The sequence below is a fragment of the Nocardia sp. CA-128927 genome (genome assembly GCF_050955855.1).
GTDB lineage: Bacteria > Actinomycetota > Actinomycetes > Mycobacteriales > Mycobacteriaceae > Nocardia.
This window is the reverse complement of sequence record NZ_CP192087.1, coordinates 7,455,483-7,478,516: the sequence shown is the minus strand read 5'-3', so window position 1 is coordinate 7,478,516 and position 23,034 is coordinate 7,455,483. Positions and strand designations below refer to the sequence as shown.

Sequence of the window (23,034 nt, the reverse complement as noted above, 5' to 3'; positions counted from 1 at the left end):
CGTGGCTGTGGCCGTCCGCAGAATGTCTTCGACTAGCGCACAGTCCGTCGCCGTTGCGAGGCACGAACTTTGACGCGATTGCCGCACACATTCATCGAGCACCAGGTGCGACCGTGATTGCGGGAGTGGTCGTAGAAAGCCCAGCGACAGCTCGGTTCTCGGCAGGCTTTGAGGCGTGGCCAGGTGCCCGCGGCGACAGCAGTCGCGACATCGGCGAGCAGCGTGGCGAGTGCGTAATCGACCGCCTCGCGGGACTGCGGGACCAGCCGCGGCGGCCCGCCCGTCACCTCGAGGCGTAGTGGCAGCGCGGCGGTCAGCGTCGCGAGTTCTGTTCGCGCCGTGGGGTCGAGACCATCCGGACGTGGGCTGGTGACAGGTTCGGCATTGTTCTCGGCGAGCAACGCCCGCAGACCTTCACGCAGCCAGACGGCGCGCTCCCGATCGTCGGCATCGGCTTGCGCACAGATCGGGAGCAGGTCGTGCGTGTGCAACCAACTCGTCAACTGCTCGGGCGTGCTGAGCCCATCGCCATCCGCGCGACGCGTGTTGACGAAGTCAACGATCCGCTGCAGCACCGCGGGCCCGCCCATAGTTCCGATCTCACCTGACACAACGCCATCTTAACTACCTATTGACGATGGATAGTTAGCTAACTATCGTTCAGCCCACGTCAGTTAGTCGAAGACAACTGGAATCCCACCCGTGCAAGGAGTCTCCTGATGGCATCGGTCAAGAAAGAGCTCATCATCGAGGTCCCCGTCGAGAACATCTGGGCGATCATCCGTGATTTCGCCGCGGGCCCGGTCCGCATGGCACCCGGTTACGCCGTCGACAGCAAACTCGTCGGCCCGGACACTCGCGTGGTCGATTTCGCCAACGGATCGAACCTGCGCGAACGGCTCGTCACGATCGATGACGACGACCGCCGCTTCGTCTACTCGATCATCGGCGGCAGCGTGACGCCGGAACACAACAACGCCACCATGCAGGTCTTCCCGCACGGCGACGGGCACAGCCGTTTCGTCTGGATCCACGACGTACTGCCCGCGGAAGTCGCGGAAGCCTTCAGCGCCGGGATGGATGAGGGATTGCGCAGCTTCAAGCAGTCCCAGGAAGGTGTGGCGGCGAGCCCGTCCTGAGCTACTCGGCGGGCTTCGGGGTCAGCGCCACGGTGAGGTGCGGCACGGCCAGCTCGCGCTGCCAGGGCCTGGCACCGCCCGACTTGAGGAAGCCGTCGATGGCGGCGGCCAGGTCGTCGGGGGAGTCGGGGATACGGTCGTAATCGGGCAGTCCGTCCCAGCACAGGCGACGGACCAGGTCGGGCGAGAGCAGGTTCTCGACCGGGATCGAATGCTCGGTGGACAGCTCACCCATCGCGGTGCGCGCGCGGGTCAACCGGGCGGCGGCGGCCGGGTCGCGGCGTTCCCAGCGGTTCACCGGGGGCGGGCCGTCGAACGGCTGCGTCAGCGGGGGCAGGTCGGTGTCCGGCAGGGTCCGGCCGCGATCGACGGCGGCCAGCCACTCCCGGGAATAGCGCCGCTGCCGTGGTCCGCCGAAAACCGGCAATGCACGCAATTGTGCGATGGTCTTCGGGTCGGCGGTCACGGCCGCGATGATCGCGGCGTCCGGCAGGATCCGCGCGGGCGCCACATCACGGGCGCGAGCCAGCGAGTCCCGCGTGGTCCACAGTTCGCGGACCACGGCCAGCTGCCTGGTCCGGCGTAGGTTGTGGATGCCCGAGGTGCGTCGCCACCGGTCCGCCTTCGGTGCCGGCGGCTCAGCGGTCCTGACGTGTTCGAATTCCTGTGCCGCCCAATCGGTTTTGCCCTGCGCCTCGAGGTCGGCGGCGACCGCGTCACGCAACTCCAGCAGCAGTTCGACATCCAACGCCGCGTAATTGAGCCATTCGTCGGGCAGCGGCCTGGTCGACCAGTCGGCCGCGCCGTGCCCCTTGCGTAGCGCGTGCCCGAGCAGATTCTCGACCATCGCGGCCAGCCCGACGCGCTCGAAACCGGCCAGCCGACCGCCCAATTCGGTATCGAACAGACGCTTGGGCCGCAGGCCGAGTTCGGCCAGACCCGGCAGATCCTGGTCCGCCGAATGCAATACCCATTCGAGGTCGTTGATCGCGTCGGCCAGCGGTACAAGGTCGTCGGTAACCGGAATCGGATCGATGAGGAACGAACCCGAGCCCTTGCGGCGGAGCTGAATCAGGTAGGCGCGCGCCGAATACCGGAAACCCGAGGCACGTTCGGCGTCGACGGCGAGCGGGCCGGTGCCCGCGGCGAGACGAGCAGCGGCCGCGATGATTTCAGCGGCGGTGTCCAGTACCGGAGGCACGCCTTCCACCGGCGCGAGCAGGGGTGGCGCGCCGGTGAGTTCGGATTCGTCGGGTACGGACATGTTGATGAACTTTACGTGCAGTGCCGCAGCGGTCGTCGTCCTATCGGGCTTCCGTGTGTCGGGAGAGAGAACAACAGCGGAATCGACGGATGCTTTCGTTCATTTCAACACCGCGTCGCCCGCTGGTCTTCCCCGCGATCACGCGATGACGGGCGCGGCTACCGCTGATCGTTCGACAGGTCCGGTCGCATCTGCAGCTCGGTGATACCGGCAGGTGGGAGTCCGGCCGCGTAGGCGAGTACCTCGCAGAAACCTTCCACGTGCGGACGCATGTCGTTGGTGATCGCGGTCCACGAGGCGCGCAGCTCGAGCTGGTGGGCCCGCGGCGGGCCGGCGATGTCGCCGTAGCGGACCGAACTGGTCGAGGTCACAGTCCCGCCGAGCGCGGTGAACGGTTCCGAACGCGATTCCAGCGCGTCGACCAGCCAGCTCCATGCCACCTCGGGTAGCAGCGGATCGTTGGCCAGCGCGGCATCGATGTCGGCCTGGATGTAGGCAACCAGCCGCAGCGTGCCATGCCAGGCATCGTCACCGTCCGGATCGTGCAGCAGGATCAGTCTGCCGAACGCGTCGCCTTCCGAATCGACCGGCACGACACCGGATTCCGGATGTTTTACCTCGGCACCGAGTGCGTAAGAGTAGGGAGCCAGACGTTGCGGCGGCCGGATCGGCGCCAGCTCGATCCGAGGGTGCACGGTAGCGGTGCCCATCGCATCGACCGCGGCGCGAAATTGAGCTGGCTCGCCATGGGGTCCCTCGGTCGCTGCGGCGCCGTCGCGGAAGTCGAGCGGTGTCACGAAGGGGACGGTAGACCTTGTGCACCCGGCACAGTCGGAGGCGCGCCGCTGTATTGATGCGGCGTCCACGGGCCATTCCATGCTTCTCCGCGTTTCGTGCTTCGGCGTGTCGCGTTCGTGGAGGGTCGCGGGAGACCCTGCCGATGCGGTCCCACCGCAGGCCTGCGGGCTGCCGGATGGTGGCCCTTTACGATGGTCATCGATGAGCACTCATACTCGCCGCCGCCTGACCGATGCCCCGTTCCTGGCCGCCGCTACCGGGGCGACGCCGAGTCGGCGTCCGGTGTGGTTCATGCGGCAAGCCGGACGGTCGTTGCCCGAGTACCGCGAGCTGCGCAAGGGCGTGGGCATGCTCGAGTCCTGCTTCGATCCGGAGCTGGTGTGCGAGATCACGCTGCAGCCGATCCGTCGGCACGGTGTGGATGCGGCGATTCTGTTCTCCGACATCGTCGTTCCGCTGAAGGCCGCGGGGATCGATCTCGATATCGTGCCCGGCGTCGGGCCGGTCATTGCGTCGCCGGTGCGCACTGTCGATGATGTGCGCGCGCTGCCGCGGCTGCGGCCGGAGGAAGTTGGTGCGGTGTCGGACGGGGTGCGGTTGCTGGTCGACGCGCTCGGTGAGACGCCGTTGATCGGGTTCGCGGGTGCGCCGTTCACGCTCGCGTCGTACCTGGTCGAGGGCGGGCCGAGCAAGAACCATGAGCGCACCAAGGCGATGATGTACGCCGACCCGCAGACCTGGCACGCGCTGCTCGGTGCGCTCACCGACATCACCATTGCTTTCCTGCAAGCCCAGCTCGCCGCCGGTGTCGACGCCGTGCAGCTGTTCGACTCGTGGGCCGGTGCGCTCTCGCTCGCCGACTACCGGCGGTTCGTGCTGCCGCACTCCGAGCGCGTTTTCGCGGAGGTCGCGGACGCGGGTGTGCCGCGCATCCACTTCGGTGTCGGCACCGGCGAACTGCTCGGCGCGATGGGTGAGGCGGGCGCCGATGTGGTCGGTGTCGATTGGCGGGTGCCGCTCACCGACGCCGTGCGTCGCGTCGGACCCGGAAAAGCGTTGCAGGGCAACCTCGATCCCGCCGTGCTCTTCGCGGGCTCGGCCGCGGTCGAAACCGAAGCGCGGCGCATCGCCGCCGAGGCCGACGAGGCGATCACGTTGGGCGCCAAGGGACACATCTTCAACCTGGGCCACGGTGTGCTGCCCGATACCGACCCCGGTGTGCTGACGGCGCTCGTCGAATTGGTGCACGAACTGTAGTGCTCGCGGAGATCGTCGCTCGCGTTATGGCGAGCGAGCCGCGGCTCGGTTCGACCAGGCTGGTCGCGGTCGACGGACCGGGCGGAGCCGGAAAGTCAACGCTCGCCGCCGAACTCGCCCGCGAGTGCGATGCCCCCGTGGTGCCGACCGACAGCTTCGCCTCGTGGGACAACACGTTGAACTGGTGGCCGCGACTGGAAAGCCAAGTCCTCGAACCACTCGGTCGCGGCGCGCTCGCCCGATACCAGCGCTACGACTGGGATCGGCGAGCGCTGGCCGAATGGCACGAGATCGCCCCGGGCGGCGTGGTGGTCCTGGAAGGCGTGTCTTCCTCCCGCGTCGCCGTTCGCGCCCGCCTGTCGCTGTCCATCTGGGTCGACACCCCACGAACCCTGCGATTGGCCCGCGGCCTCGAACGCGACGGCTCGTCAGCATTACCCCTGTGGGAACAGTGGATGGCCGACGAAGACAACCACTTCGCCACCGACAACACCCGCGCCCACGCAGACATCATCGTCAGCGGCACCGCCTAACTCCTCTTGCGAGGATTGGACAGATGATCACTCGGCGCGTGTCGGGTGTGGACCGGTCGCGGGTGGGGTGGGGGCGGGGGATACCGTCGAGGACATGAGGATCGCAGTCGTCGGTGGTGGGATCAGCGGGCTGGTTGCTGCGTATAGGTTGCGGATGTTGCTGGGAGCCGCGGCCGACATTCTGGTGTTGGATCGGGCTGAGCGGGTCGGTGGGATTCTCTATACCGGTGAAGTCGCCGGGGAGCCTTTGGATCTCGGGGCGGAGGCGTTTGTCGGGCGGCGGCCCGAGGTGCCGGAGTTGCTGCGCGAGGTGGGGCTGGAGACGCAGTTGGTGACGCCCGCGGGGTTGCGGCCGCTGGTGTGGTCGGGTGGGGTGGCGCATGCGTTGCCGGGGCGGACGTTGATGGGGATACCGTCGGAGGCCGAGGCGATGCGGGGGTTGGTCGACGCGGAGACCGTCGAGCGGATCGCGGGGGAGTCGCGGCGGCCGCTGGCCTGGGAGCCCGGTGCGGATGTCGACGTGTATCGGTTGATCGCCGACCGGTTCGGGGCGCAGGTTGCCGAGCGGAGTGTCGATCCGTTGCTCGGTGGGGTGTACGCGGGGAGTTCCCGCTCGATCGGGGTGCGCGCGGCACTGCCGACATTGGCCGCCGCGTTGGACGACGGTGCGCCCAGCCTCACCCATGCGGTGTCCGTCGCGCTGCCGCCGCCGTCGGACGCCCCGGTATTCGGTGGGCTCCGTGACGGGTATCAGGTGCTGCTGGAGGCGTTGGCGGCGCGATCCGGTGCGAAGTTCGTCACCGCGACGCCCGCCACTCGCCTCGCCCGCGGATCGCGCGGCTGGGTCGTCGACCCGATCGGTGCCGTCGACGCGGTCGTGCTCGCCACGCCCGCACCGGTGACCGCCCGGCTGCTCGGCACCGTCGCACCGAACGCCGCCGCGGCGCTTGCCGGGATCGAGCTGTCCTCGTCGGTCGTTGTCGCCCTTGCCCTTCCGCGCGACACCGCGCTCCCGCAGAATTCGGGCATCCTGGTCGCCACCGGAGAACCGTTGCGCGCCAAGGCCTTCACCCTGTCCAGCCGCAAATGGACCCACCTGGCCCAACGCGAAACCGCCTTGGTCCGAGCCTCATTCGGCAAATTCGGCGACGACTCCACCCTGTCCTGGTCCGACGCCGACCTGATCACCGCCGCGGCCGAGGACCTGGCCACCGCCACCGGCGTCCCCATCGAGCCCCTCTCCGCAGTCGTCCAACGCTGGCGCGGCGGCCTGGCCCAATACGCCCCCGGCCACACCGACCGCATCGCCGCCATCGAATCAGCAGTAGCCCCCCTCGAAGGCCTAGCCCTCGCAGGCGCCTACCTCCACGGCGTCGGAGTCCCCGCCTGCGTCGCCTCGGGTAGTGCCGCCGCCCACCAGATCGCCGCTGCCGCAACCTGATTCGCGCTCGTGGCCGCCATCGGCACGAGGCCGGTTTCGCCTCAGATAGTGCGCTGCCCGCCACATCGCTGGTGTCGCAAGCTGACTCGCTCGTGCAAACGCCTACTTCCGCATCAGCCGCTGCGGCCGCTCGCTCAGCGTGGTGCGCGGCGACCCGGACCGCGAGACGAGGGCAACCCGGGGAGTGGCACGATAGGTGGCATGGCGCGACTCGATTATCAGGAACTCAACTCGACCATTCGCTACCTGATGTTCTCGGTGTTCCAGGTGCAGCCGGGGGTGCTCGGGGACGATCGGGCGGCGGCGATCAAGGAGGCGCGGGCGTTCTTCGACGGGCTGGCCGATCGTGACGTGGTGGTGCGCGGCGTCTACGACGTGGCGGGGATGCGCGCGGACGCCGATTTCATGATCTGGACGCACGCCGAACGCATCGAGGACCTGCAGGCCGCGTACGCGGACTTCCGGCGAACCACCGAGCTCGGCCGGGCCAGCGCGCCGGTGTGGAGCAACGCGGCGCTGCATCGGCCCGCCGAGTTCAACAAGAGCCACCTGCCTGCCTTCGTGACCGGCGAGGAGCCGGGCAACTATATCTGCGTGTACCCGTTCGTCCGCTCCTACGAGTGGTACCTGCTGCCCGACGAAGAGCGCCGCAAGATGCTCGCCGACCACGGCAAGGCCGCCCGCGGCTACCCGGACGTGCGCGCCAACACGGTCAGCTCGTTCGCCCTCGGCGACTACGAATGGATCCTCGCTTTCGAGGCCCCCGAACTACACCGCATCGTCGACCTCATGCGCGACCTGCGCGCCACCGAGGCCCGCCTGCACGTCCGCGAAGAGGTCCCCTTCTTCACCGGCCCCCGCGTCGAGCTCGACAAGCTCATCAACGCCCTGCCCTGAGACGGATCGAAGCCATAGCCGAAGTAGTCGTTGTCGCGCGCTAGCAATCGACCGGCGGGCCCCGGGTTTTCGGGGCGTGCGGGTCGTCGCGGCGAAACGTACTCTTCGGTCCGGTGCCGACCGCGGATTACTCCCTGCGCTGTCCGAGGGGTGCAGTCGCAGGGAGACGCGGCTGCATTCGAATACTTGCCTGCACTAGTCCGACCGGTGCGCCAGAAGGTCAGTGAGCCTTGGTTTTCCGGGCCCGGTCAGATCGACGAGCGCAGCGGGACGTCCGGCCATAGCCATCAGCAGCGCTTCCCCGCTCCCACGCACCACCGGGCCGGAGCCGCGAGTCCAGGCGAGATCGGTCGCCGCCAGCCGCAGCCCGCGCGTACGCCAAGCACCACGGATCAGCGGTCCGGCAGTAGGTGCGTAACGAGGCCGCGCGCCCACTCGGGGGTGGAGGGGGTCGTTGGTGAAAACGGCACGGTAGTAGAGGGGAGCGAGTACGGCATCCGTGGTGCGGTCCAGCCGGCCGAAATTGAGTCTTGCTTGGTTAATATTAACCATGCAAGACTGAACTCATGAACCCGATCTCGTACCTCGCCCAGACCTCTTTCCCTCTGATTTGGCCGCTGATCGCGGTCGTCGGGGCACTCGTTGCCACCCGGCGCAGCCCCTCCCGTCAAGCGGCGCTGGAAACCTGGCAGCGGTGGTGGGCCGTTGTCGCGCTCGGCTTCGGCAGCCTGTGGATGACGTTCACGTTCCTCACGGTTCCGGAGGTCATGGCCACCGCGATCGGCTTCGACTCGACTCCGTTCCAGTTCGAGATCGCGTTCGCCAACCTCGGCCTCGCCGTCATGGGCTTCCGCGCCGTCTCGGCCACGGCTCGCGAACGCATCACCATCGGCCTCGGTGCCGGAATGTTCCTGTGGGGCGCGCTGATCGGACACGTCTACCAATGGTTCGCCAACGGCGACCACGAGCCGGGCAACACCGGGGGAGTACTGGTCTGCGACCTGCTCTTCCCTGCGGTCATGATCATCCTCGCCCGCCGCTCGCAACGACTGTCCGCCACCGAGCAGCCCCCAGTCTTGTTGCCCAGCAGCATGACCGACTCGGCGCACGAGGCCCGGACCGCATGAACACCGCATCCTGGACACTCGAGGCTACCTTCGCCGACGATGAGTCTTAACCAGGCAAGACTCGGCTATGCTCGACCTGTGGACGATGGACTAGGTGACTTGCTGCATCGCGTGGTGTACCTACTCGGCGAAGCAACCCGGCGTCGAGTAGACAACACTTCCGGGCTGAGCTACAGCCAGATACGGCTGCTGGGAACGCTGGAAGACATCGAACCGGTAACCCAGCACCAACTGGCACAAGCGCTCGCGGTTTCCGATCCGGCCGTCAGCCGCGCCCTGCGCCCTCTGGAAGAAGCCGGTCTCGTGCAGATCAAGACCGACCCCGACCACAAACGACGACGACTGGTCGCCATCACCGAAGCCGGCCGCACCGCCTTCCACGCCACCGGCAAACCCCTGGCCGACGAACTGCGCACCGCCCTACTCGCGGCCGACTTCCCCTACGAGCGCTACCTACGCGACACCATCGCGCTGGCCGAACTCCTCGAGCCGTCCGGCTAGTAGACGAAGGCTAGCCCTCCGCAGGCTGCAACCGCAGCGAGATGGAGTTGATGCAGTAGCGCTTGTCGGTGGGCGTGTTGTACCCCTCGCCCTCGAACACGTGGCCGAGGTGGCTGTGGCAATTCGCGCACAGCACTTCGACCCGATGCATGCCGAGGGTGTCGTCCGTCTTCAGGATCACCGCTTCGGACTTCGACGGGTCGAAGAACGACGGCCAACCGCAGTGTGAGTCGAATTTCTCGGTGCTGCGGAACAATTCGGCGCCACAGGCCCGGCATTCGTAGACGCCGTCGGTTTTGGTGTCGGTGTATTCACCGACGAAGGGACGTTCGGTGGCGGCCTCGCGCAGCACCGCGTATTCCTCGGGGTTCAGCTTGGAGCGCCATTCCTGGGGCGTCAGCTGGATCCGCGGCGCGGGCAGGGACGTATCGGCTTCGGAACTCATCACTCCACGCTAATAGGTTTCGCCACCGCCGTCGCGGAACCATTGGCCGGCCTGGGCGAATCCGGCGTGATGGCCGCGGTGGTCCCGGCCGGTACCGGCTTGATCCACGTCGGATCGATGCCGAACTGCAGCCGCCCCTCACGCTTCGCGGCCAGATACCGATCACCGAGCACACAGAACACCACGACCAGCAGCAGTCCCCAGCCGAACGTGATCCGCAGGTACTCGACGTCGCGCCCGATGTGCTGCCAACGGTCCGACAACCACTTGTCGTAACTCATGAACCCGAAGACCGCCAACCACGCGGGCCAGTTGCGCAGCACCGAATTGCGCAGCACCACCGTCATCAGGAACGGGAACAGCATCATCGAGTAGTACATCTGCCCCAGCGAGAGCAGCACGAACGATGCGGTGAGCAGCACCCCGGACGCAGTGCACACGAAGAACAGTTCGTCATGGCGGTAGTAGCGCCACAGCAGCCACAGCGTGATGGCGACCAGGATGCCCATGCCGAGCCGCATGCCCAAGATCAGCCACGGCGGCAATCCGTAGTACTCGCCGTTGCCCGGGATCGAGCTGTTGAAGTAGTCACGCGTCTCGAAAAGGTAGGGCGCGGTATGGCTGAAGAACTTCTCCGGGTCCTTCGACAGCGGCCAGGCGATGGCGGTCAGCGCGATCGGCACCCCGAGCGCGGTGATGAACACCTTCCACTGCCCACGGACCAGTGCGATCAGCAGTAGCCACACCAGCGTGGGTTTCACCGCGATACTCAACCCGAGCGCGACACCCGCCCACAGGTCTCGCCGCTTGAGCAGCAGATGCAGGAAGAGCAGCTCGGCCAGCAGAATACAACCGTTGACGTTGGTGAAAACCAGCGTATTGGTGACCGTCTCCGACATGAACATGGCGAACAGCAACACCGGCGCGACAACGGAATTCACCGTGAACCGGAACAGCCGCAGTAGCAGATACCAGGCGAGAATGATCGCGGCCGCGTTCAGCAGGATGAACAGCCAGCGCGCCTTCTCGTAATCGTGCACCCAGGCCACCGGCGCGATGAGCAGCGTGCCGCTCGGGTAGTACAGGTAGTGCGGATCGACCGAGTCCAAATTGGCCGTGTACACCGGTCGCCCGTTGAGAAAATCTAGCGATGCCTGGTACACGGGCCGGAAGTCGTCGGTGACGAAACCGTTGACAGCCTTGATGAAAACCCGGTTCAGCACAGTCATGACCGCGAACGGCCAGAGTGCGAACTTGATCACCTCGGCGGTGGTGCGAGCACTGCGGGGCTCGAGCTGTCGAAGTAACACTGGGGCACGGTACACCGGATCAGCTTGCGACGGTTGTCCGGACCCGCTCGACGCGCCGCTCGAGGCGCTATTCGGAGCGCCAGGTCACGCGGGGCAGACGGTCCCGTCGGCGGGCAGCTTCGCGTCCTTCAGATAGTCGACCAATGTGCGTTGTGCACAAGGCGAGTGCGTGGACACCGGGTGACCCCAGCCCTGCCAGGTGAGTCCGGCATGCCGCGCCCCGGCCGCGCCGAGCGCACCGGCCACCGACGCCTGCCCGGCGTTGCCGACGACCGGGTCGGCGATGCCGCCGAGCACCAGCACCGGAATGTTCAGCTTGTCCGGCATCGGCGGCGCGACGGACACCGGCCAGGCCGCGCATTCCATCAGCCCGATCGCCGTGTTCTTGCCGAACACCGGGTACTTGGCGCCCCAGGTACCCATCAGCTCCTTGGCCTTGGTCGGGGTGGGCGGCTGCTGAGTGTCGGTGCAGCGGTTCACGAATTGGCCGTCGCCGCCGATGGCCGCGGACTCGCGCTGGATCAGATTGCCGAGCGCACCGCGATCGCCACGTCCGGCCGCAGACAACGCGTCGGCGAGTTCGCGAACCCGGTTGGCCTGGTCGGCGCGCGGGCTGCCGAGGAACCCGGAGACCGCGGTGAGCAGCGCGTTGGCCGAGATGTCACCGAGCCCACCGGCACCGGCCCGGGTCACCAGTTCGGTGATCGCGGCGCGCGGGTCCGGGCCGAGCGAACAGCTGATCCCGGTGCAGCGCTGGGCGAATGCGGTCAACGCCGCCTCCGCGCCTTCCAGTTGCTGCTCGGCCCGGGTGATGGCGTCCGCGCCGACCGCCTCGGGGGAGTCGACGACGAGCCGGGCCAGGTGGTCGCCGTACTTGCGGGCGTAGCTGAGCGCGACCTTCGCGCCGTTGCCCGAGCCGAGCAGCGCGACGTGCTCGACCTGCCACTGCCTGCGCAGCTGTTCGATGTCGTCGGCGGCGTGCTGGGCGTCGAAGGCGCCCTCGTAGGGCTGCAGGAAGTCGCGGCAGGCGATGGTGCCGTCCTGGCTGAACGTGGTCATCGCCTCGACGGGATCGCTTGCGCCGGGACCGAATTGGGCGTTGTCGGCCAGCCCCTTGCGCACCTCGGGTGGCAGGCAGTCGATCGGCTGCGAGCTGCCGATGCCGCGCCGGTCCACCGCGACGATCGGGCGCGCGGCCAGCAGGGCGCTCGCCGGTCCGGCGGCCAGTCCGGCGAGGGTGGCGGTGGAGGAGCGGTCCGCGCCGGAGGTGAGGATCAGCGGGGCGGCGTCGGCGGGGGTCTGTGGCAGCCGGGCCCGGATCGCCGCGGCGCGGAAGTTGCCGAGCACGCCGCCGCTCGCGTCGATCGGGGTGGTGTATTCGGCGCAGTCCAGCACGAGTCCGGCGGGCGCGGGACCGAGGCCGAGCAGATCCAGCGTCGGCGTCGTGCAGTCCTTCCACGCCAGGTCTGTCTTGGGCAGCTCGGCACTCGGCGGCGGGGGCGCGGTGACCGAGGTCGGGGCTACGCCGCCGACTCGTTGGCGCTCGACGGCGACGCCGGGACGGTCGGAGGGTCCCGCCCCGCATCCGGCGATCATGATCGAGAGTGTCGCGGCCAGCACGACGGCCCGAGTCCAGCGCATGCGCTACAGCCTGCCAGGTTCCGGCAGTTGTTTCATGCACGGGCCCATCGGGTCAGCATCGTGCCGTCGTTGTCGAGCAAGATATGCGCGCGGGACATGGGTCGGTGGAACTCGTGCGCGGACAGCGAAATTCGCCGGGCCGTGCCGCCGACCAGCACGGGTGCGGTGGTCAGGCAGAGCTCGTCGACCGCGTCGGCGGCCAGCAGCTCGCCGAACAAGTGCGGTCCGCCCTCACACAGCACGCGGTGTAATCGGCGCTCGGCCAGCACCCGCAGCAGCGCCTTGGGGGTCACCGCGAGGTCGCCCGCCTCGATCACGTCCGCGCCCGCGTCGGTCAGCTGCTGCTTGCGGTCCGCGGGGGCGGTGGTCGTGGTGATGATGAGCGGCGGGACGGTCGTATCGGTGAGCAGCCGGGCGCCGAGGTCGATCGCCGCGCTCGCGGTGACCACCGCGATCGGCGGTGCCGCGCCCTCGGGATGACCGCCGATGCCGTGCTCGTGCAGTGCGCGCCGCCGCTGCGCATCGGTCCTGGCGCCACCGTAGTTCTCCGAGCGGACTGTGCCCGCGCCGACGAGCACGACATCGGCCAGATCCCGCAGCATCAGGAACACGGCTTTGTCGGCGGGCGTGCCGAGCCCCGCGGACTGTCCGTCGCTGGTCGCGCCGCCGTCGATGCTGGACACGAAATTCGCGCGGACGAACGGTTCGCGAAGCTCGGCCGGGTACGCGTACAACTGCGCGAGGTCGTCCGGTCTCAGGTCTGTGAGCTGGATCGCATTGTGGATACGCTGCATGAAGGTAGATCTCACCACGTCATTAGGCTTCCGTCATGCAAGAACGCCTCGTCGACCGCCACCCTGAGGTTCCGGCCGACCAGCTCGTCGCCCAGATGGTGCCCCCGCCGATGTTCGACGAGGTCAGCTTCAGCTCCTACATTCCCGACCCCAAGGAGCCGAGCCAGGCGGCGGCCGTGCGCAAGGCCGAGGAGTTCGCCGGCGAGGTCGCCAAGATCCACCAGGCGGTGAACAAGAAGAGCCTGTTCGGCAAGAAGAAGCAGGTGTCCGGGGCGGGGCTGTACCTGGACGGCGGCTTCGGTGTCGGCAAGACCCACCTGCTCGCCTCCGTCTTCCACAGCGCGCCCGCGCCGAAGTCGTTCGGCACCTTCGGCGAGGTCACCAATCTCGTTGGCGCCCTTGGGTTCACCAACGCGGTGGAGCGGTTGTCGGCGAACAGCGTGCTGTGCATCGACGAGTTCGAGCTCGACGATCCCGGCGACACCATGCTGGTCTCGCGGCTGCTGACCGAGCTGTCCGCGAAGGGTGTTTCGATCGCCGCGACCTCCAACACGCTGCCGGGCCAGTTGGGCGAAGGTCGTTTCGCCGCACAGGATTTCCTGCGCGAGATCAAGAAGCTCGGGTCGATCTTCGAGCCGGTGCGGGTCGATGGTCCCGACTACCGGCACCGCGATCTGCCGCCCGCGCCGGAGCCGACCTCGTCGGCGTTGCTGACCGAACGGGCCGCTGCCACACCGGGTTCCACGCTCGACGACTTCGACGAGCTGCTGAAGCATCTGAGCACGCTGCACCCGTCGAAGTTCGGTGCGCTGATCGCCGGGGTGTCGTCGGTGTTCATCGCGAACGTGCACCCGGTCACCGATCAGGCCGTGGCGTTGCGCGTTGTGGTGCTGGCCGACCGGCTCTACGACGCGAGCATCCCGGTCACCGTTTCCGGTGCCAAGCTGGACCAGATCTTCTCGCAGGAGATGCTCGACGGCGGATACCGGAAGAAGTATCTGCGTGCGATTTCCCGACTGCTCGCGCTGTCGCGGTTCGAGGTCGTGGCGTAAAGACCCCTGGTTTGACCAACCGATGTTTCAGTTGGTTTGCTGGGGCCTCGGGGGAACCGATGATTGGAGCACTCGCATGACCCGCTCGCTTCGCACCCCGATCGCGCTGGCCGCCGGTCTCGCCGTCGCCTTCGGGCCGATGACCGGTGCCGCGCTCGCCGAGCCGCCCGCCGCCTCGGCCGTCGCGTTCGACCGCTCGCTGAACCTGCAGGGTGTGCAGAATGCCCGTGACATCGGCGGATACCAGACCAGCACCGGCAAGACGGTCCGCACCGGCCTCGTCTACCGCACCGGTCAGCTGAACAACGCGACCCCGGCCGACCTCGCCGACCTGACGGGCCGTCAGGTTCGCGTCGTCGACGACCTGCGCACCGTGTACGAACGTGCGCTCGGCCCGGACAAGGTGCCTGCGGGCGCGACCGCGAACTGGGACGACGTCATCGGCCAGGCCCCGCCCGAGGTGCTGGCCAGCACCCTCACCGGCGGCGACAGCCTCTACCGCGCGTTCATCACCGCCCCCGGCGCCAACCAGGCCGTCGCCTCGGTGCTGCGCGACATCATCAATACCGACGGCGCCGTGCTGTTCCACTGCACCGCGGGCAAGGACCGCACCGGTTGGACCGCCGCCGTCCTGCTCACCGTCCTCGGCGTCGACCGCGACACCGTCAACCAGGACTACCTGCTGTCCAACCAGTACCGCAACGCCAAGCCCAACGACACCATCAACGGCGTCCAACAGCCATGGCTCGACGCCGCTTTCGACCAGGCGAACCAGACCTACGGCAACTTCGACAACTACGTCCACGAGGGTCTGAAGCTCTCCGACGGTGACATCGCCGCACTGAAGGCCGAGCTGCTCGCCTGATTCAGGCGCGGTACTCCTCGTACCAGCGGTTGATCAGGGCGGGGAGTTCCTTGCCCATCCACACGAAGAACTCGTGCATGTCGCGGACGCGGGCGGCCTCGTCGCTTTCGGGATCGTCGAACAGGGCCAGGCCGCGCGAGGTCATCGCGGTGAGGTCCCTGTACATGCCGCTTTGCTGGCGGGTCAGTTCGGGCAGGATGCCGGGGCGGATGGCGTAGTAGTCCCTGCGGTCGCCCGGCTTGGAGATCTTGTCGACCCAGCGCATGGTGACCAGCGCCTTGAGTGCGCTGGAGATGGAGCCTTTGGAGGCTTGCAGCGCGTCGCCGATCTGGCCGAAGGTCTGCTCGGGCGGATCGGAGACCAGGAGCCAACCCGCGGCGCGGCCGGTCATCCGGACCAGGCCCATCCGCTCCAGTACCAGAGCGAAATCCTCCACGAAGGCCAGCTGTTCCGGGGTGGGGGCGGTGGTGCTGTCGCTCATCGGTCGAGTATCCCTTCGGAGGTGCGGAGAGCGGTAAACGGGGCGGGCCGGTGTCGGCTCGCCCCGCTCGGGTCAGACCGCGAGATCGCGGCGTTCGAAAGCGCGTAGCGCCACGGCCAATGCGACGGCGGCGAGCGCGATCAGCACGACCAGGTGAAAGCCGTTCCAGCCGTTCACCAATGGCGCATGACCGTTGGCGTAGTAGAAGGGCGACAGCCTGCGCAGCCATTCGCCGCCGTCGAACATGCCGCCGAGATTGTTGGCCAGGTAGCCCGCCACCGCGACCAGCGATGCGAGTCCCAGTGTCAGCGAACGCTTTCCGGTGACCGCGCCGAGCAGCAGCGTGATCGTGCCGACGGCGAGCGTCAGCAGGCCGAGTCCGGTGCATGCGGCCAGAATGTGCCCGGCGGGGACGTCCAGCTTGCCCGCGCTCGCCCCGGCGAGCACGCTCAGCGTGAGCACGGCGGTGACCACCGTGGTCTGCACCGCAAGTGCGGCAAATCGCTGCGCCAGCAGGCTTATTCGACCGATGGGCTGGGCCAGCAGGAGGTCCAGCATCCCGTTCTCCTCCTGGGTCACCGACCTCGTCGCGAAGGTGACGGCGAAGATGAGCAGCAGCAACTGGCCCATCAACGAGAAGATGGTGGCGTTGAGATAGCCGGTGGCGCTGGCGAAGTCGCTCACACCCATGACGTCGTACATCTTGTTCTGCTTGATATCGAGCGTGCCCTGTTCCTTCAGCGATTGGTAGGAGGGCAGATACATCAGCGGAACGATGGTCAGGCCGATCGACCAGCCGATGAGTCCGCGCCGCTGTTCCTTCAATGTCTGGCTGAAAACCGAGCGAGTCATGTCGAGTTCTCCCGTGCGATAAGTGATTCGGTCAGCGGCCGTACAGGCTGAAGAAGATCTGTTCGAGGTCCGGCTCGGTCGACAGCACGCTCACCAGCTCGTACTTGGCCGCCGTCTTGAACAGCTCGTCCACCTCGCCTTCGGTGGTGCAGCGCAACGTCTTTCCGTCGATGCTCAGCTCCCGCACGCCGGGCAGCCTGGCGAAATCGTCGGCGAACACCTCCGCGCCGAACACCAGCTCGACCGAACGCGGCGAACGCCGACGCAGATCGTCCACGTTCTCCGTGCCGAGCAGCTTTCCGGCCCGCATGATGACGGCCCGGTCGGCGGTCCGCTGCACCTCGCTGAGCACGTGCGAGGACATGAACACGGTCTGCCCGTTGTGCTTGGCCTCGGTCACCAGATCCAGAAACCGTTGCTGCAGCAGCGGATCCAGGCCCGACGTGGGCTCGTCCAGGATCAGCAGTTCGGGCCGGTGCATGAAGGCGGCGATGATGCCCACCTTCTGCTTGTTGCCCCTGGACAGGGCGCCGACCTTCCGGGACAGGTCCAGGTCGAGCAGGTCGGCGAGCTCGATGATCCGGCTCGCCGGTACGGTGCCGCGTTGGTCGGCGAGGAAGTTCAGCAGTTCCCGCGCGGTGTTGCGCCCCTCGATCGCCAATTCGCCTGGCAGATAACCGATCCGCCTGCGTAGCTCCGCGCCGCCCGCCCGCGGATCGATACCGAACACCTCGACGCGGCCCGAGGTCGGGCGGATCAGGTCGAGCAGCATGCGGATGGTGGTGGACTTGCCCGCGCCGTTGGGGCCGAGGAACCCGAACACCTCGCCCACGGTGACCTCGAGATCTAGGTCGGCGATGGCAACATGCTTGCCGTAGTGCTTGGTCAGCCCTTCGGTGCGAATCGCGGCGGTCATGACATGCTCCTGAGTGCTGGAAGTTCTGTAAGGAACGATGTGTTCAGTAAAGACTGAACATGAAGAACTTGTCAACATCGAGGCTGCCATTACGATCCGGTCATGACGAAGTTCAAGACGTGGGACGGCCTGGAACTCAACTATCGAGTGTGGGAGGGCGAGGGCGTTCCCGTCGTACTCCAGCACGGGGTGGTCGCGGACACCAACGCGAACTGGATGAGCACCGGCGTGGTCGGCGCGCTGCAGGCGGCCGGGCGCACCGTGGTGTCGCTCGATGCCCGCGGACACGGACGCTCGGCGAAGCCGCACGATCCGGCGCAGTACTCGTGGGAGTTCATGGCCAAGGATGTGCGGGCGCTGTACGACGAGCTCGGTTTCGATCGTGTTGTGCAGGTGGGTTATTCGATGGGTGCGATCATCTCGCTGCTGGTCACCGCCGCCGACGAGCGGGTGGAGCGGCTGGTCATCGGCGGTATCGGTTCAGGCGTGCTGGACTGTGGTGGCGTCGACCGCCGGGTCGTCGAGCTGACCGACCTGCAGACCGCGATGGGCGACGACAACGAGGGCGCGCCGCCGACCGCGATGATGTTCCGGATCCTCGCGGACGCGGTGCACGCCGACCGGCACGCCATCCAGGCGGTCGCGACCGGCCTCGACGCCCGCCCGATCAGCGGGCTGTCCGATATCACCGTGCCGACCCTGGTGCTCGCGGGGGACAGCGATCCGTTCGCGGCCGAACCCGAGCGCCTCGCCGACGCACTGCCCAAGGGAACACTCAACGTGGTCCCCGGTGACCATCTGATGGCCGTCGTCGCACCGAGCTTCCACAGCGCCCTGGTGGATTTCGTCAAGTGAAGTGACCTAGAAAGCCAACTGCATCACGAAGTCATCGAGCCGTTGATTGCCGACGGTGTTGGTCTTGGTGCCGACCGAACTGAACCCGTGCTTCCCGTAGAACCGCTGCGCCCGCACGTTTTCCTGGCTGACACCGAGCCACACCCCGGCGAACTGCCCCTCGCGGGCCCGCTCCAGGCAGGCGTACATCAGTGCCGTCGACACCCCGCTGCCATGGTGGCCGGGCACCACATACATCTTGTTGATCTCCACCACCGGCCGCAGCGTCACCGCCTCGGCAACCGCGGGATCCGCCGGTTCGCCCGCGATGAGCATCGCGTAGCCGACGATGTCGTCGCCCGCGACCGCCTTGAGCACGGTTCTGGCCGGATCGCTCAGGTATTCGCCGAACCGTTCGCCGGACAATGCCTCGGTGATGAAGATGTCGATATCGTCCGGGGTTGCCTCGGGCGGGCAGGCAAGCGGAAAGGTTGCCGCCGCAACGTCACTGAGTTCTTCGGCGTCCCACAGGCCGGCCCGGTCGACGGTGACTGGGATGTTACTCATGAGTCCAGTAGAGCATGATCGCCGGGAGAGGTGGGATGTTTGTCTGCTTCGGGCCGCGTGTGGAACACCCGCGCCAGGCCGATCAGCGCCGCCGCGAACATCAGCGGAATTACGAATCCGATCCGATGCCCGAATCCCGCCGCGACCGCGCCGACCACCCCGCCACCCACCAAAGTGCCTGCGTAGTTGAACAGATTCAGCCGCGCGATGAGCGCGTCCAGACCACGACCACTGGTCAGCTGCCCGGCCTCACTGAAGCACAGCGGCGCGATCACCGGCATGCCGACGCCCGCGATCAGGAACCCGATGATCGCCACGATCGGCCCGGGCGCGGCGATCACGATCGCCAGTCCGACGACACCGATGGCCGCCGCCGTCCGCACCACACGCCGCGGTCCGTACCGACGTACGAACAGGTCGCCGGTGAGTCGCGCGACCAGGGATGTGCCTTGATAAGCGGCCAGTGCCAAAGCCGCGGTCGCAGAACTCGCGAGCAGGTCGTCGGTCAGATACAGCGCCGACCAGTTGCCGACGGCCAGGTCGATCGCGAACACCAGCGCCATCGCGATGCCGAACACCAGGTATGCCCGGAACGCCACGGGTGGCGGTTCGACGACCTCCTCGGCCGGACCTGCCTCCGCCTCCTGGGGTCCCAGCAGCCGCGGTCCGAGCACCAACCCGATGACGAGCACGATCCCCGCCGCCCCGAGCAGCGACTCGCGCAGCGTCACCTCCAGCGCCTCACACCCCGACACGTACAGCGCACCGAGAATCGAACCCGCACTCCACGCCGCATAGAACGACGACAGCACGAACTTCCCGTACCCGTGCTGAATGAACACGGCCTGCATATTGGTGCTCGCGTCGACGATGCCGACCGCGATCCCGTAGCAGCTGAGCGTGATCAACAGCACCGCCGTATTCGGCGCGAACGCGACCCCGGTGCCGAAGATCGCGATGAGCAGCAGCCCGATCCGCACCGTCACCCGGCTCGACCAGCGCAGCGCCAACTGCTCCGCGGCCACGCTGCCACCACCCGCGAGCAGCGACACCAACACCACCGAACCGACGATCAGCCCGTCGGACAGCCCGAACTTGTCCTTCTGCTGCGGCAACTGGGTCAGCACCACGGCGAAGAAGAACCCCTGCAACCCGAACGCGAACGAGTTCGCGATCCGGGCGCCCCGCAGGATGGGCGCGATCGAACTCATCTGCGCAGGGTAGCGGGGTAACGGGGGTCGCGCGCGCCGAATCAAACGGCAGCGTGCGACGGTGATCGACAACCGCGATCGACCGGATGACAGCAACAACGGCGCTGGCCGTCAATGGTGGCGCGTGTCACCATCGAAGGGCCGCAACGACACTCGCGAAACGTGGAGGCCAGCGTAGATGAGACAGCTGCCAGCGGACTTCTTCCGGACGCCGCATGCCTTCTACGGGCAGCTGCGCGCGGAGGGTCCCGTGCACCAGATCACCCTGCGCAACGGCGTCCGCGCCTGGGTGGTCGTCGACTACGACGCCGCCAAGGAGGTGCTGCGGCATCCCGATATCCGCAAGGACCCACACTCCACGACCGGCGCGCAGGCCAGGCAGACCGCCGCGGGCAGCAGCGGGGTCACCGCGGCCAACCAGCGATTGAGCTACCACCTGCTCAACGCCGACCCGCCGCACCACTCGCGCCTGCGCAAACTGGTCACCCCCGCGTTCGCCCCCGCCAGGATGGAAGCCCTCGTGCCCCGGGTGGAGGCCATCGCCGATGAACTCCTCGATCGGCTCGACCCCACCGCAGGTCGAGTCGATCTGCTGGAGGAGTACGCCTTCCCGCTACCCATCACAGTGATCTGCGAGCTGCTCGGCGTGCCCGTGGAGGATCGCGAGCCGTTCCGCGAGTGGTCAGCCGCCGTGGTCGACACCCCGATGTCCACGCCCGAGGGGATGCGCAAAGCGACCGACGCCATCGTCGACTACTTCGACGGCCTGGTGGCCTTACGCCGCGAACACGGTCTCGGCGACGACCTGATCTCACACCTGCTCACCGTCACCGACGACGGCGATCGGCTCAGCCACGACGAACTCATCTCGATGGCGTTCCTGATCCTGGTCGCCGGGCACGAGACCACCGTCAACCTGATCGGCAACTCCGTGCTCACCCTGCTGAACGATCCGCCGCGCTACCGAGCCCTGCACGACCGGCCCGACGCGGTCGCACCGCTGATCGAGGAGGTGCTGCGGCACAACGGCCCGGTGAACATGGCGACGCTGCGCTACACCACCGCCCCGATCGCCGTCGGTGCCACCGAGATCCCCGCGGGCGAACTCGTCCTGGTCGCGCTCGGCTCCGCCAATCGTGACGAACGTCATTTCACCGATCCCGCGGCCTTCGCGCCGGACCGGCCGAGCAACCACATCGCCTTCGGCTATGGCATCCACTACTGCCTCGGCGCGGGCCTGGCCCGCCTGGAGGCCCGCATCGCCCTGACCCGCCTGATCGCGCGCTTCCCGGAGCTGCGCCTGGCCGTCGATGACGACGAACTGCGCTGGCGTGAGAGCATTCTGATCCGCGGACTGCTCGATTTGCCGGTCGATTTGGCCGGTGCCCCGGTGGATTCGGTGCTGCGTTGAATCGCCGATTAGGGCAACCGACTTTGCTGCGCGCCTTAAGCGACGTAATCTCCTGCGCATGACGAGCGGAAACCGCATCGCGATCGTTGGTGCGGGTATCGCAGGTCTTGCCTGCGCGAAAGTGCTGATCCAGAAGGGTTTTCCGGTCGAGATCTTCGACCGTGCGCCCGATGTCGGTGGCGTGTGGAGTGCGACCCGCAGGTACCCGGGGCTGCGAACCCAGAATTCCAAGAACACCTATCACTTCTCCGACTTCCCGATGCCCTCGGATTACCCGAAGGTGCTCGACGGCGAACAGATGCAGGCGTATCTGGCCGCCTACGCCGACCACTTCGGTCTGCGCGCGCACCTGCGGCTCAACACCGAGGTCGTCGCCGCGGATCCGGTGGACAGTGGCTGGCTGCTGGAGATCCGTGATCAGGGCGGTATACATCGCACCTCCTGCGATCACCTGGTCATCGCCAACGGTGTGTTCAGCGAGCCCGCGGTCCCGGACTTCCGCGGTATCGAGCTGTTCCGTGCCGCCGGCGGCCAGATGGGCCACGTGTCGGAGTTCCTGGATGTCGAGGCGGTGCGCGGCAAGTCCGTCGTTGTCGTCGGCTACGGCAAGTCGGCCTGTGACATCGCCGAGGCGGTCAGCGACGTCGCGGGCTCGACCACCGTGGTGGCGCGGCGACTGCTGTGGAAGATGCCGCGCAAGATGGCCAAGGTGCTCGACTACGAGCGGCTGATGCTGACCCGCTTCGGAGAGGCGCACTTCCATCACCTGGAGCCCGGCCGGATGGACCGGTACCTGGACGGCCCCGGAAGTTCGTTCCGGATCGCCAATCTCGACCTGATCCAGGAACTCGCCACCAAGCACATGAACCTGCGCGAGCTGGGTCTGCTGCCGGAGGGCCGGTTCGAGCAGATCGCCGAGAGCACGGTCAGCCTCGCCACCGAGAACTTCTACGAGCAGGTCGCGAACGGCCGGATCGTCGTGCAACGGGACACCCACATCACCGAAATGCGCGGCGGTGGCGGCGAGGTTCCCGCGGTGCAGCTGGCCAACGGACACCTCATCCCGGCCGACATCGTTGTCTGCGCCACCGGATTCCAGCAGCGGGTGCCGTTCCTGACCCCGTACGTCCAGCGCAGGCTCACCGACGAGCACGGCAACTTCCGCCTGCACCGGCAGATCATGCCGCTCGACGTGCCGAATCTGACCTTCGCCGGCTACAACTCGTCGGTCATCAGCACGCTCAACGCCGAGGTCGGCGCGCACTGGACCGCCGCACTGCTGGCCGGCCAGCTCGACCTGCCGCCACGTGACGAAGTGAGCGAACAGATCGATGCCCGGCTGCGCTGGATGGAGGAACGCACCCACGGCCACCACGCGAAGGGCACCGCCATCACCCCCTTCTCGATCCGCAACGTCGACGAGATGCTGGCCGACCTGAAGTTCCGGCTGCCGCTGCGAACCCGTGCGGCGCAATGGTTCCGCACGGTCCGGCCGGAGTCCTATCGCGGGCTCACGACCAAGCACGAGTCCACCAACGCCGCGCCACCGGCGCAGCCGATCATCGAGCACGCCGAGGTCGCGTCGCCCGGCCCGAGCCTCGGCGCACCCAGGCCACCGGACCTCGGGGTGCCCAGGTCGCACGACCTGAGCACCGGCATGCCCAGCGACCTGCTGCACGGGTCGCAGGGCAAGTAGGT

At 67.4% G+C, this 23,034-nt stretch carries 24 protein-coding genes and 1 pseudogene; 12 read left to right on the top strand and 13 right to left on the bottom strand.

Annotated elements, in window-relative coordinates; all coding sequences use genetic code 11:
• Nucleotides 1-32: 32 nt before the first annotated feature.
• The gene (locus ACQPW1_RS34410; protein WP_433656280.1) at nucleotides 33-611 is read right to left on the bottom strand and encodes a CGNR zinc finger domain-containing protein; all 579 of its coding nucleotides are present in this window, start codon (nucleotides 609-611) and stop codon (nucleotides 33-35) included.
• Nucleotides 612-719: 108 nt separating this feature from the next.
• On the opposite strand from ACQPW1_RS34410, the gene ACQPW1_RS34405 reads away from it, so the two are divergent.
• Nucleotides 720-1,139 carry an SRPBCC family protein gene (locus tag ACQPW1_RS34405; RefSeq protein WP_433656278.1) on the top strand — a complete coding sequence of 140 codons (420 nt, stop codon included), beginning with the start codon at nucleotides 720-722 and terminating at the stop codon, nucleotides 1,137-1,139.
• Nucleotide 1,140: 1 nt separating this feature from the next.
• Here ACQPW1_RS34405 and ACQPW1_RS34400 read toward each other — a convergent pair whose 3' ends face one another.
• On the bottom strand, nucleotides 1,141-2,403 hold the full coding sequence (locus tag ACQPW1_RS34400; RefSeq protein ID WP_433656277.1) for an HRDC domain-containing protein: 1,263 nt from the start codon (nucleotides 2,401-2,403) through the stop codon (nucleotides 1,141-1,143).
• A gap of 158 nt (nucleotides 2,404-2,561) precedes the next feature.
• The gene (locus ACQPW1_RS34395) at nucleotides 2,562-3,200 is read right to left on the bottom strand and encodes a DUF3000 domain-containing protein (RefSeq protein ID WP_433656275.1); all 639 of its coding nucleotides are present in this window, start codon (nucleotides 3,198-3,200) and stop codon (nucleotides 2,562-2,564) included.
• 202 nt (nucleotides 3,201-3,402) lie between these two features.
• On the opposite strand from ACQPW1_RS34395, the gene hemE reads away from it, so the two are divergent.
• The 4 genes from hemE (at nucleotide 3,403) to hemQ (ending at nucleotide 7,329) form a co-directional block, all read left to right on the top strand.
• Nucleotides 3,403-4,458 (top strand): uroporphyrinogen decarboxylase, encoded by a 1,056-nt coding sequence (hemE, locus tag ACQPW1_RS34390; RefSeq protein ID WP_433656273.1) that lies wholly within the window; start codon nucleotides 3,403-3,405, stop codon nucleotides 4,456-4,458.
• A 26-nt stretch (nucleotides 4,459-4,484) separates the two neighbouring features.
• On the top strand, nucleotides 4,485-4,991 hold the full coding sequence (locus tag ACQPW1_RS34385; protein ID WP_433656271.1) for a uridine kinase family protein: 507 nt from the start codon (nucleotides 4,485-4,487) through the stop codon (nucleotides 4,989-4,991).
• 94 nt (nucleotides 4,992-5,085) lie between these two features.
• Nucleotides 5,086-6,432 (top strand): protoporphyrinogen oxidase, encoded by a 1,347-nt coding sequence (locus tag ACQPW1_RS34380; protein ID WP_433656270.1) that lies wholly within the window; start codon nucleotides 5,086-5,088, stop codon nucleotides 6,430-6,432.
• 201 nt (nucleotides 6,433-6,633) lie between these two features.
• Nucleotides 6,634-7,329, top strand: coding sequence for a hydrogen peroxide-dependent heme synthase (hemQ, locus tag ACQPW1_RS34375; protein ID WP_433656268.1), 696 nt, complete (start codon nucleotides 6,634-6,636; stop codon nucleotides 7,327-7,329).
• A gap of 195 nt (nucleotides 7,330-7,524) precedes the next feature.
• Here hemQ and ACQPW1_RS34370 read toward each other — a convergent pair.
• Nucleotides 7,525-7,779 (bottom strand): annotated as a pseudogene (locus tag ACQPW1_RS34370) (hypothetical protein); the annotation flags it as partial.
• A 116-nt stretch (nucleotides 7,780-7,895) separates the two neighbouring features.
• On the opposite strand from ACQPW1_RS34370, the gene ACQPW1_RS34365 reads away from it, so the two are divergent.
• Nucleotides 7,896-8,456: a DUF6790 family protein gene (locus ACQPW1_RS34365; protein ID WP_433656266.1), complete on the top strand. Its 561-nt coding sequence runs from the start codon at nucleotides 7,896-7,898 to the stop codon at nucleotides 8,454-8,456.
• Nucleotides 8,457-8,534: 78 nt separating this feature from the next.
• Nucleotides 8,535-8,957 carry a MarR family winged helix-turn-helix transcriptional regulator gene (locus tag ACQPW1_RS34360; protein ID WP_433656264.1) on the top strand — a complete coding sequence of 141 codons (423 nt, stop codon included), beginning with the start codon at nucleotides 8,535-8,537 and terminating at the stop codon, nucleotides 8,955-8,957.
• A gap of 10 nt (nucleotides 8,958-8,967) precedes the next feature.
• Here the strand turns inward: ACQPW1_RS34360 and msrB are convergent, their stop codons facing one another.
• The 4 genes from msrB to ACQPW1_RS34340 all read right to left on the bottom strand — a co-directional run bounded on the left by msrB (nucleotide 8,968) and on the right by ACQPW1_RS34340 (nucleotide 13,147).
• Nucleotides 8,968-9,402, bottom strand: coding sequence for a peptide-methionine (R)-S-oxide reductase MsrB (gene msrB / locus ACQPW1_RS34355; RefSeq protein ID WP_433656262.1), 435 nt, complete (start codon nucleotides 9,400-9,402; stop codon nucleotides 8,968-8,970).
• Entirely contained in the window at nucleotides 9,402-10,712 is a 1,311-nt protein-coding gene (locus ACQPW1_RS34350) for a glycosyltransferase family 87 protein (RefSeq protein ID WP_433656260.1), read from the bottom strand. Before ACQPW1_RS34350 ends, msrB begins: the two co-directional genes overlap by 1 nt.
• A gap of 84 nt (nucleotides 10,713-10,796) precedes the next feature.
• Nucleotides 10,797-12,353 (bottom strand): alpha/beta hydrolase, encoded by a 1,557-nt coding sequence (locus tag ACQPW1_RS34345; protein WP_433656258.1) that lies wholly within the window; start codon nucleotides 12,351-12,353, stop codon nucleotides 10,797-10,799.
• A 32-nt stretch (nucleotides 12,354-12,385) separates the two neighbouring features.
• The gene (locus tag ACQPW1_RS34340; RefSeq protein WP_433665410.1) at nucleotides 12,386-13,147 is read right to left on the bottom strand and encodes a pyrimidine reductase family protein; all 762 of its coding nucleotides are present in this window, start codon (nucleotides 13,145-13,147) and stop codon (nucleotides 12,386-12,388) included.
• 35 nt (nucleotides 13,148-13,182) lie between these two features.
• Here ACQPW1_RS34340 and zapE point away from each other — a divergent pair, with 35 nt between their 5' ends.
• Both zapE and ACQPW1_RS34330 read left to right on the top strand, forming a co-directional pair.
• The gene (gene zapE / locus ACQPW1_RS34335) at nucleotides 13,183-14,199 is read left to right on the top strand and encodes a cell division protein ZapE (protein WP_433656256.1); all 1,017 of its coding nucleotides are present in this window, start codon (nucleotides 13,183-13,185) and stop codon (nucleotides 14,197-14,199) included.
• A gap of 76 nt (nucleotides 14,200-14,275) precedes the next feature.
• On the top strand, nucleotides 14,276-15,064 hold the full coding sequence (locus tag ACQPW1_RS34330; RefSeq protein WP_433656254.1) for a tyrosine-protein phosphatase: 789 nt from the start codon (nucleotides 14,276-14,278) through the stop codon (nucleotides 15,062-15,064).
• Between the two features lies 1 nt (nucleotide 15,065).
• Here the strand turns inward: ACQPW1_RS34330 and ACQPW1_RS34325 are convergent, their stop codons facing one another.
• The 3 genes from ACQPW1_RS34325 to ACQPW1_RS34315 all read right to left on the bottom strand — a co-directional run bounded on the left by ACQPW1_RS34325 (nucleotide 15,066) and on the right by ACQPW1_RS34315 (nucleotide 17,313).
• Nucleotides 15,066-15,545, bottom strand: a complete 480-nt coding sequence (locus tag ACQPW1_RS34325) for a GbsR/MarR family transcriptional regulator (RefSeq protein WP_433656252.1) — start codon at nucleotides 15,543-15,545, stop codon at nucleotides 15,066-15,068.
• A 72-nt stretch (nucleotides 15,546-15,617) separates the two neighbouring features.
• Nucleotides 15,618-16,397 carry an ABC transporter permease subunit gene (locus ACQPW1_RS34320; RefSeq protein ID WP_433656250.1) on the bottom strand — a complete coding sequence of 260 codons (780 nt, stop codon included), beginning with the start codon at nucleotides 16,395-16,397 and terminating at the stop codon, nucleotides 15,618-15,620.
• Between the two features lie 31 nt (nucleotides 16,398-16,428).
• On the bottom strand, nucleotides 16,429-17,313 hold the full coding sequence (locus ACQPW1_RS34315; RefSeq protein WP_433656248.1) for an ABC transporter ATP-binding protein: 885 nt from the start codon (nucleotides 17,311-17,313) through the stop codon (nucleotides 16,429-16,431).
• A 102-nt stretch (nucleotides 17,314-17,415) separates the two neighbouring features.
• On the opposite strand from ACQPW1_RS34315, the gene ACQPW1_RS34310 reads away from it, so the two are divergent.
• Nucleotides 17,416-18,168: an alpha/beta fold hydrolase gene (locus ACQPW1_RS34310; RefSeq protein WP_433656246.1), complete on the top strand. Its 753-nt coding sequence runs from the start codon at nucleotides 17,416-17,418 to the stop codon at nucleotides 18,166-18,168.
• A 6-nt stretch (nucleotides 18,169-18,174) separates the two neighbouring features.
• Here ACQPW1_RS34310 and ACQPW1_RS34305 read toward each other — a convergent pair whose 3' ends face one another.
• Together ACQPW1_RS34305 and ACQPW1_RS34300 are read right to left on the bottom strand one after the other, a co-directional pair.
• The gene (locus ACQPW1_RS34305) at nucleotides 18,175-18,714 is read right to left on the bottom strand and encodes a GNAT family N-acetyltransferase (RefSeq protein WP_433656244.1); all 540 of its coding nucleotides are present in this window, start codon (nucleotides 18,712-18,714) and stop codon (nucleotides 18,175-18,177) included.
• A complete protein-coding gene (locus tag ACQPW1_RS34300; RefSeq protein ID WP_433656242.1) occupies nucleotides 18,711-19,925 on the bottom strand; it encodes an MFS transporter in 1,215 nt (404 codons plus the stop codon). The genes ACQPW1_RS34305 and ACQPW1_RS34300 overlap by 4 nt, the downstream gene beginning before the upstream one ends.
• 178 nt (nucleotides 19,926-20,103) lie before the next feature.
• On the opposite strand from ACQPW1_RS34300, the gene ACQPW1_RS34295 reads away from it, so the two are divergent.
• The gene (locus ACQPW1_RS34295) at nucleotides 20,104-21,336 is read left to right on the top strand and encodes a cytochrome P450 family protein (protein WP_433656240.1); all 1,233 of its coding nucleotides are present in this window, start codon (nucleotides 20,104-20,106) and stop codon (nucleotides 21,334-21,336) included.
• Nucleotides 21,337-21,394: 58 nt separating this feature from the next.
• Nucleotides 21,395-23,032 (top strand): flavin-containing monooxygenase, encoded by a 1,638-nt coding sequence (locus ACQPW1_RS34290; RefSeq protein WP_433656238.1) that lies wholly within the window; start codon nucleotides 21,395-21,397, stop codon nucleotides 23,030-23,032.
• The last annotated feature ends 2 nt before the right edge of the window (nucleotides 23,033-23,034 follow it).

Coding starts and splice junctions, on each gene's coding strand:
- hemQ (WP_433656268.1), top strand. CDS start 6,634: ATGGCGCGACTCGATTATCAGGAACTCAACTCGACCATTCGCTACCTG.
- ACQPW1_RS34385 (WP_433656271.1), top strand. CDS start 4,485: ATGGCGAGCGAGCCGCGGCTCGGTTCGACCAGGCTGGTCGCGGTCGAC.
- ACQPW1_RS34320 (WP_433656250.1), bottom strand. CDS start 16,397: ATGACTCGCTCGGTTTTCAGCCAGACATTGAAGGAACAGCGGCGCGGA.
- ACQPW1_RS34405 (WP_433656278.1), top strand. CDS start 720: ATGGCATCGGTCAAGAAAGAGCTCATCATCGAGGTCCCCGTCGAGAAC.
- ACQPW1_RS34340 (WP_433665410.1), bottom strand. CDS start 13,147: ATGCAGCGTATCCACAATGCGATCCAGCTCACAGACCTGAGACCGGAC.
- ACQPW1_RS34365 (WP_433656266.1), top strand. CDS start 7,896: ATGAACCCGATCTCGTACCTCGCCCAGACCTCTTTCCCTCTGATTTGG.
- ACQPW1_RS34290 (WP_433656238.1), top strand. CDS start 21,395: ATGACGAGCGGAAACCGCATCGCGATCGTTGGTGCGGGTATCGCAGGT.
- ACQPW1_RS34325 (WP_433656252.1), bottom strand. CDS start 15,545: ATGAGCGACAGCACCACCGCCCCCACCCCGGAACAGCTGGCCTTCGTG.
- ACQPW1_RS34305 (WP_433656244.1), bottom strand. CDS start 18,714: ATGAGTAACATCCCAGTCACCGTCGACCGGGCCGGCCTGTGGGACGCC.
- ACQPW1_RS34295 (WP_433656240.1), top strand. CDS start 20,104: ATGAGACAGCTGCCAGCGGACTTCTTCCGGACGCCGCATGCCTTCTAC.
- zapE (WP_433656256.1), top strand. CDS start 13,183: ATGCAAGAACGCCTCGTCGACCGCCACCCTGAGGTTCCGGCCGACCAG.
- hemE (WP_433656273.1), top strand. CDS start 3,403: ATGAGCACTCATACTCGCCGCCGCCTGACCGATGCCCCGTTCCTGGCC.
- ACQPW1_RS34310 (WP_433656246.1), top strand. CDS start 17,416: ATGACGAAGTTCAAGACGTGGGACGGCCTGGAACTCAACTATCGAGTG.
- ACQPW1_RS34330 (WP_433656254.1), top strand. CDS start 14,276: ATGACCCGCTCGCTTCGCACCCCGATCGCGCTGGCCGCCGGTCTCGCC.
- msrB (WP_433656262.1), bottom strand. CDS start 9,402: ATGAGTTCCGAAGCCGATACGTCCCTGCCCGCGCCGCGGATCCAGCTG.
- ACQPW1_RS34315 (WP_433656248.1), bottom strand. CDS start 17,313: ATGACCGCCGCGATTCGCACCGAAGGGCTGACCAAGCACTACGGCAAG.
- ACQPW1_RS34400 (WP_433656277.1), bottom strand. CDS start 2,403: ATGTCCGTACCCGACGAATCCGAACTCACCGGCGCGCCACCCCTGCTC.
- ACQPW1_RS34300 (WP_433656242.1), bottom strand. CDS start 19,925: ATGAGTTCGATCGCGCCCATCCTGCGGGGCGCCCGGATCGCGAACTCG.
- ACQPW1_RS34345 (WP_433656258.1), bottom strand. CDS start 12,353: ATGCGCTGGACTCGGGCCGTCGTGCTGGCCGCGACACTCTCGATCATG.
- ACQPW1_RS34380 (WP_433656270.1), top strand. CDS start 5,086: ATGAGGATCGCAGTCGTCGGTGGTGGGATCAGCGGGCTGGTTGCTGCG.